Annotated in this window: 14 protein-coding genes; 12 read left to right on the top strand and 2 right to left on the bottom strand. The window is 47.9% G+C overall.

Annotated elements, in window-relative coordinates:
- Positions 1-114: 114 nt before the first annotated feature.
- The 11 genes from MUG84_RS07895 to MUG84_RS07845 all read left to right on the top strand — a co-directional run bounded on the left by MUG84_RS07895 (position 115) and on the right by MUG84_RS07845 (position 11436).
- Complete coding sequence (locus MUG84_RS07895) at positions 115-375, top strand: IreB family regulatory phosphoprotein (RefSeq protein ID WP_244723041.1); 261 nt, start codon at positions 115-117, stop codon at positions 373-375.
- A 9-nt stretch (positions 376-384) separates the two neighbouring features.
- Positions 385-801 carry a Holliday junction resolvase RuvX gene (ruvX, locus tag MUG84_RS07890; RefSeq protein ID WP_244723039.1) on the top strand — a complete coding sequence of 139 codons (417 nt, stop codon included), beginning with the start codon at positions 385-387 and terminating at the stop codon, positions 799-801.
- A 12-nt stretch (positions 802-813) separates the two neighbouring features.
- Positions 814-1122 carry a DUF1292 domain-containing protein gene (locus tag MUG84_RS07885; RefSeq protein WP_244723037.1) on the top strand — a complete coding sequence of 103 codons (309 nt, stop codon included), beginning with the start codon at positions 814-816 and terminating at the stop codon, positions 1120-1122.
- Positions 1115-1423, top strand: coding sequence for a DUF1292 domain-containing protein (locus tag MUG84_RS07880; RefSeq protein WP_244723034.1), 309 nt, complete (start codon positions 1115-1117; stop codon positions 1421-1423). Before MUG84_RS07885 ends, MUG84_RS07880 begins: the two co-directional genes overlap by 8 nt.
- A 104-nt stretch (positions 1424-1527) precedes the next feature.
- Entirely contained in the window at positions 1528-2574 is a 1047-nt protein-coding gene (gene mltG / locus MUG84_RS07875) for an endolytic transglycosylase MltG (RefSeq protein ID WP_244723032.1), read from the top strand.
- Between the two features lie 12 nt (positions 2575-2586).
- The gene (locus MUG84_RS07870; protein WP_244723028.1) at positions 2587-3519 is read left to right on the top strand and encodes a peptidase U32 family protein; all 933 of its coding nucleotides are present in this window, start codon (positions 2587-2589) and stop codon (positions 3517-3519) included.
- 24 nt (positions 3520-3543) lie between these two features.
- Positions 3544-4860, top strand: coding sequence for a peptidase U32 family protein (locus MUG84_RS07865; RefSeq protein ID WP_244723027.1), 1317 nt, complete (start codon positions 3544-3546; stop codon positions 4858-4860).
- A gap of 185 nt (positions 4861-5045) precedes the next feature.
- Complete coding sequence (locus MUG84_RS07860; protein ID WP_244723026.1) at positions 5046-7256, top strand: methyl-accepting chemotaxis protein; 2211 nt, start codon at positions 5046-5048, stop codon at positions 7254-7256.
- 166 nt (positions 7257-7422) lie between these two features.
- Positions 7423-9198: a peptidoglycan D,D-transpeptidase FtsI family protein gene (locus tag MUG84_RS07855; protein ID WP_244723025.1), complete on the top strand. Its 1776-nt coding sequence runs from the start codon at positions 7423-7425 to the stop codon at positions 9196-9198.
- A 268-nt stretch (positions 9199-9466) separates the two neighbouring features.
- A complete protein-coding gene (locus MUG84_RS07850; RefSeq protein WP_244723007.1) occupies positions 9467-10885 on the top strand; it encodes a polysaccharide deacetylase family protein in 1419 nt (472 codons plus the stop codon).
- Positions 10886-11070: 185 nt separating this feature from the next.
- The gene (locus MUG84_RS07845; RefSeq protein ID WP_244723003.1) at positions 11071-11436 is read left to right on the top strand and encodes a VOC family protein; all 366 of its coding nucleotides are present in this window, start codon (positions 11071-11073) and stop codon (positions 11434-11436) included.
- 159 nt (positions 11437-11595) lie between these two features.
- On the opposite strand, the gene ilvD is transcribed toward MUG84_RS07845, so the two are convergent.
- Positions 11596-13281, bottom strand: coding sequence for a dihydroxy-acid dehydratase (ilvD, locus tag MUG84_RS07840; RefSeq protein WP_244723000.1), 1686 nt, complete (start codon positions 13279-13281; stop codon positions 11596-11598).
- Between the two features lie 250 nt (positions 13282-13531).
- A complete protein-coding gene (locus tag MUG84_RS07835) occupies positions 13532-14587 on the bottom strand; it encodes an acyltransferase family protein (RefSeq protein ID WP_244722997.1) in 1056 nt (351 codons plus the stop codon).
- 187 nt (positions 14588-14774) lie between these two features.
- On the opposite strand from MUG84_RS07835, the gene MUG84_RS07830 reads away from it, so the two are divergent.
- The gene (locus MUG84_RS07830) at positions 14775-15743 is read left to right on the top strand and encodes a sugar kinase (RefSeq protein ID WP_244722994.1); all 969 of its coding nucleotides are present in this window, start codon (positions 14775-14777) and stop codon (positions 15741-15743) included.
- Positions 15744-15776: the final 33 nt, after the last annotated feature.

The raw sequence follows: 15776 nt of genomic DNA, 5'->3' as shown, positions 1-15776 counted from the left end.
TGGAGTTTACTTACAGCGGGATGAGTATGTTATATTAGAAGAAGATATGAAGCCTAATGAATCAATTCATCAAAGTATGCCTAGGTATGCTTTTGAAGAAGCGAGGTGTCACAAATGGACTCCATGGATAAGACAATGAAGTTTAGTGTTAAGGGCGATGAGAAGGAAGCATCCTCCAAGGATATCCTTCTGACGGTGTATGACGCGCTGGTTGAAAAGGAGTACAATCCCATTAACCAGATCGTAGGTTACCTTCTCTCTGGAGATCCGGCCTACATTCCGCGCCATAGCAATGCCAGAAGCCTGGTAAGAAAAAAAGAGCGTGATGAGTTGATTGAAGAGCTGGTCCGGTTCTACTTAGCCAATCACCGATAGGAGAGCTTTATGAGAATCATGGGGTTGGACTACGGCGACCGCAAAATTGGTGTTGCCGTCAGTGATCTATTCGGATGGACTGCCCAGGGGCTTGAAGTGGTGGAACGCCGGCGTGATGGTTCTGAGATGCAGCGTATCGCGGACCTGGTCCGTGAGAACGAGGTGGAAGAAATCGTCGTCGGATTGCCCAAAAACATGAATGGTAGCATTGGTCCCCGAGGTGAAATCTGCATTGATTTCGCTGACAAGCTTAAGGAAATGCTGGAATTACCCGTCCACCTGTGGGATGAGCGGCTGACAACCGTGTCTGCCGAGCGGACGCTGATTGAGGCTGATGTCAGCCGGAAGAAGCGAAAGCAAGTTGTAGATAAAATGGCTGCAAGCTTGATTTTGCAAAATTATTTAGACTCAAAGACTAAAGGGTGAGGGTGATAACAGATGGCCAACGAGCGTAACTATTTTGAGGAAGAACCGGATATTATTTATATTCCCGATGACGAAGGCAATGAGGAAGAATTCGAAGTCATCATGAAGTTTGAGGTTGATGGATCGGACTCCAAGTACATGATGGTTGTTCCGCTCGAAGCTGGGGACGAGGATACCGACGAGGTGTACGCATTCCGTTATGAAGAAGACGGAGAAGACCTTAAGCTCTACATGATCGAGGATGATGCAGAGTGGGAGATCGTAGAGGAAACCTTCAACACGTTGGTTGCTGAACTTGATGGAGGTAATGACCATGAATGATTTTTCTGCAGACCAGGTTGTATGGACTTCCGTGCTTAAGGAAGCATTCGGCCCGACTGTAGAGCTGGAGGATGAAGACGGTTCCACCGAAGTCTATGATCTGACAGCGGAATTTGAAGTAAGCGGCCAAACCTATGCGGTGCTGCAAAGCCCGGGGGAGCAGAGTGGCGAATACAACATCTTGAAGGTCGTGAAAGCACCGAGCGGAAATCTGGAGCTGGCGACCATCGATGATGACGATGAATGGGAAAGCATTACCGAGCTCTATGACGAATTGACGTTCCCTGACATCGAGGATTAATTTACGGATGTGCAGCTTCCGAAGAGCAGACAAAATTTCAAAATGAATAAACATAAAGAGGGCGGTGCAAACCGCCCTTTTTGGTTGTGAAGGGTTGGATTTTCTTGAAAGCTGGTAAAGTTGTATTTGTGATTCTGGTCATTCTCCTGCTTGGAGCGGGGGGAGGGGCGTTTTACATTTGGAATGGCATGCAGCCAGTAAAGGCCTCTGACCAGGCTGTGAAATTTACGATTCAATCAGGTATGGGAACCTCCAAAATTGCTGATGTACTTGAGAATAGCGGCTTAATTAAAAATGCAACGATTTTCAAAGGGTATCTGAAATGGAAGCATGAAGGTTCGCATTTTCAAGCAGGTGTATATGAGGCTAAGCCGGGAATCACTTACGATGAGCTCATCGCTAAGATGAACAGCGGGGATGTGGTGAAGGAGGCCATGATCCGGATTACGATTCCGGAAGGCTACACGGTGGAGCAAATCGCCAAGAAGGTCAGTGAGGTCACGGGAACCCCGGCAGACGATTTTATCAAGCTGGCGGATCACCCGGGAAATGAAGCAGTGGAAGCCTTTAAAGGCGTTTCAGACATTCCTAACCTGAAGCATGCGTCAGAAGGATATCTGTTCCCGGATACTTATGAATTTAAAAAAGGAACAAATGTCAGTGACATTTATCATAGAATGATGGAGCAAATGCAAAGTAAAATTGACAGTATTCCTGATTTTCAGCAGAAGCTGAAGGATCGGGGTGTCACGCAGCATGAGCTTTTGACCATTGCATCGCTGATTGAACGTGAGGTTGTAGTGGACAAGGAGCGGCCGATCGTGGCAGGGGTTATTTATAACCGTCTGGATAAAAATATGAAGCTTGAGATTGACGCCACGGTACAGTATGCGCTGCCCGAACCGAAGGAAAGGCTGCTGTATAAAGACTTGAAGGTGGAAAGTCCCTATAACACTTATCTGCATGAAGGACTTCCGCCAGGACCCATTTGCAGTCCAAGTCTCGCGTCGATCGAAGCCGCACTTAACCCAGAACCATCAGAATATTTGTATTATGTCACTAAGAAGGACGGCTCTCATGAGCATTTGTTCGCCAAGACGTATCAGGAGCATTTAGAGAACATTAAAAAGAGTAAAAGCACGACGAAATAAAAGAGGTGCCGTATGACGAAACAACATGAGCTTATGGTTACAGCCGGTTCATTGCAGGAATGCTCAGCATACATGGATGCGGGAGCAACCGAGCTGCTGATCGGTGATGCAGTATTTGGACTTAGGCTGCCGGGATATTTTTCAGAACATGAAATCCGCGAAGCGGTACGCTTGGGACAGGCCCACAATGTCAAAGTCGTCATAAATATGACCAACATGATGACCAATGATATGCTCAAATTGCTGCCGGACTATATTCTGTTTTTGAAGGATGCTGGTGTTTATGCGATTGAGTACAGCGATCCTTCTGTTCTTGCAGCGGTCAAAATGTATGCCCCTTCCATTAAACTGCACTGGAACGCAGAAATGATGTCTACCAATTATGCTACAGCCAATTATTGGGGGCGCAAAGGTGCCTCTCGCATCGCGGCAGCTAAGGAGCTCAACATGGATGAGATTCTGGAGCTTAAGGAGCATCTGGATATTGAAGCTCAGGTTCAGGTCCATGGTATGACGAATATGTATCATGCGAAGCGGAGATTGGTAGAGAGCTACATGGTTCATCAGGGACGGCCGATTAAGGAAGGCATTATAGACAAGGAACGCGGATTATTTCTTGTTGAGGCGGACCGTGCTCAGGAAAGATATCCGATTTTTGAAGATCAAAATGGGACGCATATTATGAGTTCAGACGATATTTGTATTCTAGAGGATCTGCATTTGCTGCTGCAGGCGGGCATCGACAGCTTCAAAATCGAAGGATTCATGAAAACTATATCCTACAATACCGCCGTAGTGAAAGCGTATCGTACTGCGATTGATACGTATAAGTCGAACCCAGCCAGCTACCGTTTCCGTGAGGAATGGCTGGATAGGATCCGTGAGCTTCAGGATCCGGAGCGTGAGCTGACGTTCGGATTCTTTTATAAGGAACAAGTCTACTAGGTTATCAATGGAGGTGTCATCATCGTGGAAAAACTGCTTTCTAAGCCAAAATACCAGGGGAAACGGGTCCGTCTTGAAAAGCCGGAGCTGCTGGCACCTGCAGGAAATCTGGAAAAATTGAAATTTGCCGTTCATTATGGAGCGGATGCAGTATACATCGGCGGTCAAAAATATGGGCTGCGTTCGAACGCGGACAATTTTACCTTCGAGGAAATGCGCGAGGGCGTGGAATTCGCGAAAAAGTATGGCGCAAAAGTATTCGTGGCTACGAATATTTACGCGCATAATGAGGATATTGAGGGCATCGAGGAGTATTTGCGCAATCTCTATGAAGCTGGAATCTCAGCCATCATTGCCGCCGACCCGGCTATAATCGAAGTGGCCCAGCGGACGGTTCCGCTGCTGGAAGTGCATCTCAGCACCCAGCAGTCTACGATTAATTGGCAGGCCGTTAAATTCTGGAAGGATGAAGGGCTTCCCCGTGTTGTGCTCGGCAGGGAAGCGAGCCTGGAAGAGATTGCAGAAATCAAAAATAACGTGGAAATTGAAATCGAAGCCTTTATTCACGGTGCGATGTGCTCATCGATTTCGGGCCGCTGCGTGCTGTCCAACCATTTTACAGACCGTGATTCCAACCGGGGAGGCTGCTGTCAGTCCTGCCGCTGGAAATATGATCTTTTTGAAGATGCCAGAGAGCAGGCTGATAATTCTACCGGGGCAGAGCCGCCAGCTGTCTTGCAGCCCGGGATTACACAGCTACCTCTCTTCGAAGAAGACGATCATGCTTTTACCATGGGTTCCAAGGATTTATGTATGCTAGAGAATATACCAGATTTGATCGAGGTAGGCATCGACAGTTTTAAAATCGAGGGACGGATGAAGTCCATTCATTATGTGGCGACGGTTGTTAATGTATACCGGCAGGCCATCGATGCGTATTTTGAGGATCCGGAGCATTATGAGCTCAAGTCCGAATGGCTGGATGAGCTGAATAAAGCGGCTAACCGTCCTCTGAATACCGGATTCTTTTATGACACGCCGGACCATGAGGATCATATCTATGTGCCTGAAGAAAAGGCTGCGCCATATGATTTTGCCGGACTTGTGCTTGAGTACGACGAGGCAGAGCAAACAGCTGTCATTCAGCAGCGCAATTATTTCAAGCTGGGGCAGGAAATCGAGTTTTTCGGCCCGAAAGGCACTTTCTTCAAGCAGACTGTAACTGAAATGTGGGACGAGGAAGGCCAGCCTCTTGAAGCGGCACGTCATCCTTTGCATCGGATCCGCATGAAGGTGGATCAGCCTGTCGCATATTTCGATATGATGAGAAGAAAGCATTAAAACTCCCTATTTGAATATGACATACTTATCATAAGTCGCTGAACTCCCTGAGTTCAGCGACTTTTTTGCAACCGGGACGAATGGATCATACAAATTAGGAAAAAGGTTATAAAAATTTTTCTAAAAAACCAAAGAATAATAAGGGGAAATGTCGAAGAATAAAGTAGGGATTGCTTACATATTACATGAGACAAGAATTTAATGCGGTAGGTGAGGAAATGGGAGAGGTTCAAAAGAAAGAACATAAAGAAGGCAAGAAAAACCGCTTTGGGAAGCTACTTCGGAAAGAGAAGCAGGGGGAAACATCCGTTTCGGGACAAGCTGGCGTCAAAAAAGAGGTATTCAGTATACGCGATGCGGCTTCCCGGCTGAAAAGGCTTAATCCTACAAAATCAGTGGGTGTCAAACTGTTTTTGATCTTTTTTATCGCCATTGTATCCTTTGTATTAATATTAGGCCTATTGTCTTACAACAAGGCGAAGAGCACGATTAAGGATAATGCTGCAATGGCGAACAAGCAAACCATGATTCAGACATCCGAAAAGCTTGATATCATTCTCAATCAGTATGAGGATATGACGATGCAGATCTTCTTTGACCCGGAAACTCAGAAGATGATCGATCAAATGTCCTCCACAGAGATTAGTGGATACGATATGTTTGTTTTAAATGATAAGATCAGTAAAAAGCTGAGCAATCAGATTAACAGCAACAGTAGCATTAAAGCAATCTACCTGATTCCGCCGAATGCGAATCAAAATCCGATCATGGCTGGTGTTGCGAGCACCGACATGAATGCCATCCGGGATCAGGCGTGGTACGAGCGGGCTCAGAAACAGAACAAAGCTTTCTGGGTTCCTACTGAAAAAGGAAAAGACGGTGAGAGCAATTTCAAAATGGTTCGTCCTATGCAAAGCTTGTCTGGCGGCGGAAAAACCTTTGTCATCGTCATTGAACTGAAAACATCACTGATTGAAGATCAGTTGAAGGCTATCAATTTGGGCGAAGGCAGCAAGCTGCAGTTGATTTCTCCTGATAATAAGGTAGTGGGTTCAAGCCAGGCGAATGAGGCAGGAGAAGTATCAGACTTCGCTTTTATGAAGGATCAGAAAGATGATTCTAACAGTCTCTATACGGAAGATAGTGAAAAGCACAACATTTTGGCTGGATATAATACACTTAAAACGACCGGGTGGAGATTAGTAGGTACAATCCCAACAGAACTGCTCGTAAAGGACGCTCAGGGTATTCTAGTGCTGACTCTGAGTCTGGTACTGGTGGTTGTCATTATCGCCATTCTGATCGGCTTCTGGATGGTTCTTATGATTGCCAAACCGTTAAGCCGTCTTAAGGACTTAATGATCGAAGGCTCCAAAGGGAACCTGAAGGTCCGGATGGAAAATAAATCTTCCGATGAAATCGGCGAGCTGGGAAGAAGCTTCAACTTGATGATGGATCAAATAACGAATCTTGTGCAGCAGACGAATACAACGGCTCTAGCGGTTCTCGAAACAGCGAGCGAGCTGACGGACGCTTCCAAGAAGACGGCTCTTTCCGCCAAAGAAATTGCGGTTGCAACCGAGGAAATCGCGAGCGGAGCGAGCAGTCTGGCTACTGAAGCGGAACGGGGCAATGAGCTGACGGATAATATTTCACGTCAAATGCAGCTTGTCGTAACGGCCAATGATGAGATGAGTAGTAGCGCCCATCACGTCGAGGAGTCGAGTGATCGCGGTACCAAGCATTTGAATAATCTGATGGAAAAAACGCATCGAACGGAAGATATGACTCGTTCCCTCATGCACAAAGTGGATAACCTAAAGCAAACAACGATGTCTGTGAACAAAGTGCTTGAGGTACTGCAAAATATTACGAAGCAAACGAATATTTTGTCGCTCAATGCAACGATTGAAGCTGCACGTGCAGGGGCTGCAGGCAAAGGATTTATGGTTGTTGCCGACGAGATCCGCCAGCTGGCTGAACAATCCAGACAGTCCATTGACATGGTAGGCCAGATCACTGAGAAAATTATGCATGAAATGAATGAAACGGTTGAGGCTTTGCAGGAAGCAAACCCGTTATTCCAGGAGCAAATGAATTCGGTGAAGGAAACGAACGATATCTTTGTTTCCGTGCGGGAGCAGATGTCCGATTTCACGCAGCGTTTGGATACCGTAACGCAATCTATTGAAACGTTAAATCATTCCCAGGAGATTTTGTCAGATGCCATGAGCAACGTCAGTGCGGTAGCTGAAGAATCCTCTGCCACTTCCGAGGAAGTCGCTTCACTTAGCAACGAACAACAAAGCATCAGCAGCCAGCTGGTACAGCTGTCCGGTAAACTCGAAAATGTATCCAATGAGCTCAAGGAGACGTTGTCGCGGTTCACAATTTAATACAGCATTGCTTTTTCAAGAAGCAGCTAAAAGGGTTGTCCCGAAGGTGTGTGGCCTTCAGTGGCAACCCTTTTATTTGCAACTGCGTGCCGCTAAGAACCGGGATAAAAGTCTTATGAATAGGACATAATGGAAAAAAACGTCGAACAAGGGAACGGTGTGTATCATGTTTATTCAGAAGAAGCGGATCTTCTATGGACTCGTTCTATTAACAGGGATTCTGGTTGTTCTGATTATAAGATTAGCTTATATCCAGATGGTATTCCGTACTGCGAAGCTGCCGGACAGCATGTATACGCTTCAGGAGATGTCTGTCCTTCAGCGTGAGCGGGGAGTGGTTTTGGATTCCGGCAGGGGGAATATATATGACCGGAAAGGGGTCCCCATCACGGGAGAGACTGTGTCTGCAGCCATTCTGTTTCCAATAGATGGGAAAACCTTGAGTAATGAAGATGGAAGCATTGACAAGGTTGCAAGCGCTCTGGGTACTGATACGGCCAAACTTATCACGATGTGGAACAATCTCAGCGTTCCTATATTGTGGCAGGGGCCTTATAAAAACATACCGTTAGCTCTGAGTCAAAGACAGGCTGAACATATATCTGGGCTTAATTTTAGTGGTATCGAGGTTCTGCCGTATTCGCAGCGGTATGCGAACAAACCAAACGGCATGCAATGGCTTGGTTTCTTGTCCGAACGGCCGGATCAGAAGCATATGCCGCATACTGGCTATGCATTCCGGGAAGGAGCTGCAGGCCTTGAAAAGATGCTGGAGCCGCTTCTTCGGGGTGCGGGGCAGACAACGGCTTATTATTCTGTTGACGGCATGAATCGTGCCATTCCCGGTACGGGTGTTCAATTAAAGTCGCCAAACAATCCTTATTATCCGCTGCGGGTCCGTACGACCATTGACCTCTCTTTGCAGCAAAAGATCGAAGCCCTGACTCAAAAGGCGGGAATGAAGGAGGGGGCAGTTGTGCTGCTCGATGCCAGCAATGCCGACGTCATTGCAATGGTATCCCGGCCATTTTACAATCCGCTGGATATTCATCTGGAGCAGGGAGCCTGGAATAACAGGGCGGTTCAGGCTGCTGCCCCGGGCTCTATTTTCAAAACCGTAGTAGCCGCGGCAGCTTTGGAAGCGGGAGTCACCTCGGCGGATGAAACGTTCTTCTGCTCCGGCCGGTATGGAAAATACGGATTATCCTGCTGGAAGCCTTCAGGACATGGGGCTCTTACGCTAGGGAAAGCATTCGCCGAGTCCTGCAACGTCGTGTTTGCGGAGCTGTCGGAACGTTTGTCCGGAGAAGATCTGGAGGATGCAGCCAGTAAGCTGGGACTTGGACGAACCGTCGGATGGGAAGCCAAGAATATAGCAGGAATGCCTGTGCTGAAGCCGTTTGATCATGAGGAAGCCGGAAAGATATATTCGAGTGATTCCGCTGCGCTTGATGGGGGCACCAGAGCCCAGACCGGCATCGGTCAAAGGGATGTACGTGTCACGCCGCTTCAGGCGGCCAATATGGTAGTCACGCTTTTACATGGGGGACAGGTTCTGGCGCCGCGTATGGTGGAGAGTATTTCTTACGCGAATGGACAGCTTATGAAAAATCTCAAGCCTCATCTTTCACCTTCTTATGCGGGAAGCATCCGGCCTGAAACGGCTCAGCTGATCAGCGGTTGGATGGAGAAGGTGGTTACGGAGGGGACCGCGAAATCGCTGCTGAAATCGAAGTGGAGGCTGGCTGGGAAATCGGGCACCGCACAGGTTACTGTCCAAGGGCGGCAGCGCAACAACCAGTGGTTCATCGGGTACGGTCCTGTTGACCGGCCGAAATACGCTGCTGCCGTCCTGTTCCAGAATATGCCCACCGATGGAAGCAATCAGGCTACGGCCTTATTCGGTGACATGATGAATCTGCTTGCTTCTCAGAAGTCGTAGCTTGCGGAGCTATGGTGGTTTGTTAAAAATGGAAAAATCATATGTATTTTTGAGCATAACTAAATTTTCAAAAAAAATGCCTATTTCGCGGGTGGCTGTGATAAAATAAAAAATAGCGTCTATAATATTTTTCTATGATGCGCTGAATTTTTATGCAGAAATGAGACGGGTTTCCTGGATTAGTAATAACTTTCCACTCTTAGTCCATTCTATAGAGTAACCTGCCTTTCGGCAAGTCAAAGTCAATCAGAAAAGTGAGGATTATGACATGGATAACTTGCTGCTTTGGTTGTTTTATATTTCAACTTTTTATGCGTTTATTCCAGGAATCATTACCCGTATTTTCGGGTTCCGTGTATTTCGGAGGGGCAGCGGCGAACATGAATATGCGCTGACTTTTGATGATGGGCCTGACGCGCAGTATACGCCCCTGCTGCTCGATTTGCTTAAGCGTTATGATGCCAAGGCGACCTTTTTTGTAGTCGGCTCGCATGCCGAGAAGAATCCGGAGCTGGTCAAACGGATGTATGACGAAGGTCATCTAATCGGCATTCATAATTATGTTCACAAAACGAACTGGCTGATGCGGCCGGCAACCGTGACACAGCAGATTTTGAAGACCGATAAGATTATTTATTCCATTACGGGTGAGCGTTCGTCGTATTACCGTCCACCGTGGGGGATCGTCAATCTCTTCGATTTGAAGAAAAAGAGAGGCAGCAAGTTTAAAATTGTGCTCTGGTCAGCCATGTTTGGCGACTGGAAAGAACGAATCGGTGCCGATCGACTGACAGAACGGATGCTGAACAAGCTGCAGCCAGGAGAGGTGCTGTTGCTTCATGATTGCGGCACGACGGCAGGGGCGAATCCCGATGCACCGCAGCAAATGCTGATTGCACTGGAGCGCGTGCTTGAGGAAGCGAAGCGCCGCGGACTGAAGAGTATCCGGATAGACGAGATGATTATGGCCAAAGAGAAAACGATGGAAAAGAAGATTCCCCGCAGCAAGCTTGTGATCGTTAAACTGTGGCTGATCTGGGAGACGATATTCCACAAAGCGTTTCGGCTAAAAACCGTGAATCCCCATGATCCGTTTCTTCATTACCGCCTGCGAAAATACCGCGGGCAGACCATTGAGCTCAAAAACGGAATCATGCTGCAGAAGGGTGATCAAGTTGTAGAACTGCATTTCGATAACGAAAAGCTGTTCTACTTCGGAGTTCGGTCGCGATCATCGGTCCATATTGCAATTCAGATGATTCGTTCTATGGAGAAGGAGCTTCCGCCATTGGCTCATCTCGTGATGGAGGATTCGGGAGCCAGAAATGCCAAAGCGCTTTATGGCGTATCCATGATAAATCGTGGACCACAGCAGTTCGGTTTCCAGGTCATTGACTTGAAGGATGGGCTTGTTTCAAAATCGACACGGCTCTATTTGAAATTTTTATTAAGCGTCATCCATCCGTCCGGACACTCCCGTCTAAAGGAACATTCCCAACAGCTGGTACCGAAAATGATCCTTATGCCTATCGACGTATTAGTTGAGCGGTATGCAGAAAACGGATCGCATCGCCACCGCCAGGAAATGAAACATTCAAGTGAAGATCACCCGGATCATGCCGACGATAGTGATCTAAGCCTGGCCGCTTCTACGCAAGGATTGGAAGGCTCTACCCCGGCAATATAATTTCATACTCTAGTGCAATAAGAACCCTGATGGCTTGAAATGCCGGCAGGGTTCTTTGCTGTCAGCTGCTTTTGCGCGCCTTTTAACCCAATTTATAGAAATAAATACTTGCATTCCCTTTACTAATGGAATAATATAGGCATATAGGAACGTTTGTTCTGATATGGCGAGGAGGGGATCTTCCGATGTTTAAGAAGCTGGAATGTGTATGTATTCATACGAAGGATATCGATAAATCTTTAGCTTTTTATACGACCATGGGACTGAAAGAGAATTGGAGAATTGAGCGGGTTCTGGACAGCGGGTTTGTATGGACGCTGGTCGGATTGATCTTTCCTGAGCTGAACAGCTCCGAACTCGTACTCAGCAACCACCCTCAAAATCAATCCACCGAAATCGAAATTCTAGTTGATGACGTACAGGAAGCATATCATGAATTAAGCAAGCATGAGGAGATCGAGTGGATCGGTTTACCGTTTGAGACCGAGTCCGGGCATGTGGCTATTATGGAGGCCCCGGACGGCAATGTCTTTGTTCTGGTAGGAAAATAAACTTTCGCTGGGATACGACGTTTGGAGTTCATTCATCTACAGATGAGCCGTAGGCTCAGCATGATATAAAAGGGCGTTTGGAACATGCACACATGAAGAAAGGGCAGCAGCTCCGATGTCTACCGGTGCTTACTGCCCTTTTACTGTATTAAGAAATGATTAGATCTTCATAACACCGCCTTGGCTGGCGTTGGTTACAAGCTTGGAATAACGGGCGAGGTACCCGGTTTTCACTTTTGGTTCAAAGCCTTTCCACTGGGAGCGGCGGGAAGCCATTTCTTCGTCGCTGATGTGAAGCTCGATCTTACGGTTGTTCAAATCCAGTTCGATGATGTCTCCATCCTGAGCGAATGCGATTGGTCCGCCTTCTGCAGCTTCCGGAGAGATATGTCCGATGCTGATGCCGCGGGATGCGCCAGAGAAGCGTCCATCGGTGATCAGGCCGACTTTGGCGCCAAGACCCATGCCGACGATCTGGGAAGTAGGAGCGAGCATCTCTGGCATGCCAGGTCCGCCCTTAGGACCTTCATAACGGATAACCACGACCATGCCTTCTTTGACTTTACCGTTTGCGATGCCTTCAAGAGCTTCCTCTTGGGAATCGAAGCAGATAGCAGGGCCTTTATGATATCCGCCTACTGAAGGGTCTACCGCACCAACCTTGATAATCGATCCCTCTGGTGCCAGGTTGCCGTACAATACGGCCAGACCGCCGCGCTCGGAATATGGCTGATCAATCGGGTGGATAACGTTTTTGTCCAAGATTTCGCAGCCTTCCACGTTTTCGGCGATGGTTTTGCCGGTGACGGTCATGCAGTCGCCGAACAGAGCGCCCGGTTTTTTCAGAAGCTCATGCAGCACGGCACTTACACCACCGGCGGTATGAACGTCCTCAATGAAGTAATCGGAAGCTGGTGCCAGCTTCGAGATATGAGGAACTCGGTTTGCAACTTCATTAATCCGTTCCAGCGGATAATCGATGCCTGCCTCTTGGGCAAGCGCCAGGGTATGAAGGACGGTGTTGGTAGAGCCGCCCATGGCCATATCGAGAGCGAAGGCGTTGTCAATCGATTCACGTGTTACGATATCACGCGGTTTGAGGTCCATTTTAACAAGTTCCATCAGCTGGCGTGCCGATTGCTTGACGAATTCCTTGCGTTCTTCAGCCACAGCCAGGATGGTTCCGTTGCCCGGCATAGCGAGTCCGAGTGCTTCCGCCAGACAGTTCATGGAGTTTGCCGTAAACATACCGGAGCAGGATCCGCAGGTTGGACAGCCGTATTGTTCAAGCTCCATCAGGTCCTCATCAGAGATCTTACCAACCTGGTGGGCGCCAACACCTTCGAATACGGAGGTCAGAGAAAGTCTGCGACCTTTGCTGTCTACGCCGGCTTTCATTGGTCCGCCGCTCACGAAGATGGTCGGAATGTTAACGCGCAGTGCGCCCATTAGCATTCCGGGAGTGATTTTGTCACAGTTCGGAATGCAGACCATGCCGTCGAACCAGTGGGCGGATACAACGGTTTCAAGGGAATCCGCAATAATTTCGCGGCTTGGCAGCGAATAACGCATACCGATATGGCCCATTGCGATGCCATCGTCAACGCCGATGGTGTTGAATTCGAACGGAACGCCGCCGGCTTCACGGATGGCTTCCTTGACGATCTTGCCGAATTCCTGCAAATGCACATGTCCTGGAACGATGTCGATGTAGGAGTTGCATACGGCAATAAACGGTTTGCCGAAATCTTCTTCTTTTACGCCGGCTGCACGCAGCAAACTACGGTGTGGTGCACGGTCGAAGCCTTTTTTGATCATGTCTGAACGCATTTTATTAGCTGCCATGATGTCTCTTCCCCCTATTTAATTAAATGTGAAAACCATCTCGCTTCAACGCGGTTACTCAAAGAAGTGCCCGAATAAACGATTTTAAATGAGTCTATCACAAAATGAGAGGATTTTCTAGCAAGGAAATACACAGCAGGGTGCGGGCAGATCCAGGAAAAAGGTGAAAAAAAAGGCATCCCCAATCCGGAAGAGTTGGATCGAAGATGCTTTTTTAAGCCGACGTTATGCTTTAGAACCTTAAAACTTTTCAGCGAAAAAATGTCGAAGCTTTATTTCTATACCGGTTTACCCATAGCGTGAGCCGAATGATCCAGGTTACCGAAGGCTCAATAACAGGATGGGCGTATTTCTTTACAGCAGGCTGGGCCAATGCAACAGCGAGCAGAACTGCGCCCGCAATGAGCAGTAGAGCTGCTGCTGGGTTCTGAATGTAGCTGTACAGCCCCGAAACGACCGCAAAGCGGATGAAAAAGCCATGGAGCAGGAACACATACAGAGTACGGCGTCCCAGATCTGTCATACGACTTTGCTGAAAAGGTACCCAGGCCAGAAAAGAAGCGCCCGCTATGAACTCTAGGCCGTAAAATGCTGCACGGTACAATCCGGCATACCACTCCTGATGTCCAAGCTGCATATAGGTCATGCTTCCATAGAGCCAGCCTTCGGGTATTCCCAGTCCCCACAAGGCGATGATAGCGAAAAGTACGATCGAAGCGACAGCGTCGATGAGTTTTTTTTGTTTGGTGAAAAATTGCACAAAGGCTTCGAACGAAAAATGATAACCGATAACAAAGAATGGTAGAAAGACAAAGGTTCGGCTAATGCTGAGCCAAGCTCCATCCAACCTGAGATAGCCGACTAGAATGCCTAAGACCAGCGAAAGAATGATTTGAGCAGTAGGTGTTAATTTATGCATCCCCAATGTCAGCAGCCGCCATCCTGCATGGCTGGCAAGAAACCAGAGAAGGAGGTATGGTGCAAAAAACGAATGGTGAATGTTCTGAACATGAAACACGGTAACATCCAGAAACGAGTAGAGGCTTTGGAAGATGGTGTACTGCAGTCCGATCTGCAGCAGCGTTTTACGGCCGACTTCGCCGCCGAGTGCGCCCTTGGCGAAATATCCTGTCACGAATACGAACAGGGGCATATGAAAGCTGAAGATCCACAAATAAAGAGCATGGATACCGTCCATTTGATGGATCAAAGGCTCGATTGCGTTTCCTATTAAGACGGTCAGGATCAATATAAACCGTAAGTTTAAAAAGTAGGTTTCCCCCTGCTGGGCTAAAGTCTTTTCCATGAGACTCCCTCCAATATCTTCATCTATAAATTACTACGCATAGAACAACAACATTGTGATTTATATCACAATAGAAAACGCTAACATTCGTTCTAAGTGTGTCAAAGCGATGAAATTGTTTCGTATTGACAACCCTTCCAACTCCGCAGACAATAGGTACAGATTCAAAAACGGAAAGGGGACTATTATGCAGCAGGACACAGCAAATCTAGCACCTGAACTGGTTACCTTCGGCGAGAGCATGGGATTGTTAACTGCACAAGATTCAAGAGGACTCGAATATGCTTCGACTCTGCATAAGTCGTTTGGCGGGGCTGAAAGTAATGTGGCGATAGGCGTCGCCAGATTAGGACATCGCGCCGGCTGGTTTGGAACGCTTGGCAGCGACCCAATCGGTACGATGATATATAAAGCGATTCGCGGCGAGGGCGTTGATGTTTCGCGTGCGGTACTCAGCAGCGAGGCTCCGACGGGACTCATGATTCGCGAAAATACGGCTGGCAAATCATCGGTATATTACTATCGCAAAGCTTCGGCTGCGAGCCGGATGCAGGCAGATCAGCTCGACGAGTCATACATACAGAGCGCAAAAATTCTTCATGTGACAGGTATTACCGCAGCGATTAGCGCATCTGCCCTGGAATGCGCGGAGAGAGCGATGGATATAGCACGCAGCGCCGGAGTCAAGGTCAGTTTTGATCCGAATTTGCGGCTGAAGCTGTGGACACTGGAAGAAGCGCGTGGTGTATTATTACGACTCGCCGAGAAGGCGGATTATTTCCTGCCCGGTTTAGATGAACTGAAGCTGCTTTATGATGTTAAAGAAGATGAATCTGTTTTCGACAAGCTATCCAAGCTGGACGCAGTGTCGATTATTAAGGGCGGACCGGATCTGACCTATGTTCTGGAGAAAGGTACCCTGACCGAAGTTCCTTATTTTAAAGCGGATCAGGTACTCGATACGGTTGGAGCGGGCGACGGCTTTTGCGCGGGCTTCATTGCCGGACTGCTTAAGGGTCATTCGACCGTAGAAGCGGTGCGCCTCGGTAACCTTATGGGCTCCATGGTCATCCAAGCCGTAGGAGATTGGGAAGCACTGCCAACCTGGGAGCAGGTGGATGCAAAGCTCGGGCACAAGGTACATATTGAGAGGTAGTTTAAGTTTGTGAAGTACAGCGTTTGAAACAAA

Source organism: Paenibacillus mangrovi (genome assembly GCF_022898935.1).
Classification (GTDB): domain Bacteria; phylum Bacillota; class Bacilli; order Paenibacillales; family Paenibacillaceae; genus Paenibacillus_AQ; species Paenibacillus_AQ mangrovi.
This window is presented reverse-complemented; position numbering and strand designations above follow the sequence as displayed.

Bases quoted from the DNA above. Each gene is read 5' to 3' on its own strand.
- MUG84_RS07895 (WP_244723041.1), top strand. From the start codon at position 115: ATGGACTCCATGGATAAGACAATGAAGTTTAGTGTTAAGGGCGATGAG.
- ruvX (WP_244723039.1), top strand. From the start codon at position 385: ATGAGAATCATGGGGTTGGACTACGGCGACCGCAAAATTGGTGTTGCC.
- MUG84_RS07885 (WP_244723037.1), top strand. From the start codon at position 814: ATGGCCAACGAGCGTAACTATTTTGAGGAAGAACCGGATATTATTTAT.
- MUG84_RS07880 (WP_244723034.1), top strand. From the start codon at position 1,115: ATGAATGATTTTTCTGCAGACCAGGTTGTATGGACTTCCGTGCTTAAG.
- MUG84_RS07870 (WP_244723028.1), top strand. From the start codon at position 2,587: ATGACGAAACAACATGAGCTTATGGTTACAGCCGGTTCATTGCAGGAA.
- MUG84_RS07860 (WP_244723026.1), top strand. From the start codon at position 5,046: ATGAGACAAGAATTTAATGCGGTAGGTGAGGAAATGGGAGAGGTTCAA.
- MUG84_RS07855 (WP_244723025.1), top strand. From the start codon at position 7,423: ATGTTTATTCAGAAGAAGCGGATCTTCTATGGACTCGTTCTATTAACA.
- MUG84_RS07850 (WP_244723007.1), top strand. From the start codon at position 9,467: ATGGATAACTTGCTGCTTTGGTTGTTTTATATTTCAACTTTTTATGCG.
- MUG84_RS07845 (WP_244723003.1), top strand. From the start codon at position 11,071: ATGTTTAAGAAGCTGGAATGTGTATGTATTCATACGAAGGATATCGAT.
- ilvD (WP_244723000.1), bottom strand. From the start codon at position 13,281: ATGGCAGCTAATAAAATGCGTTCAGACATGATCAAAAAAGGCTTCGAC.
- MUG84_RS07835 (WP_244722997.1), bottom strand. From the start codon at position 14,587: ATGGAAAAGACTTTAGCCCAGCAGGGGGAAACCTACTTTTTAAACTTA.
- MUG84_RS07830 (WP_244722994.1), top strand. From the start codon at position 14,775: ATGCAGCAGGACACAGCAAATCTAGCACCTGAACTGGTTACCTTCGGC.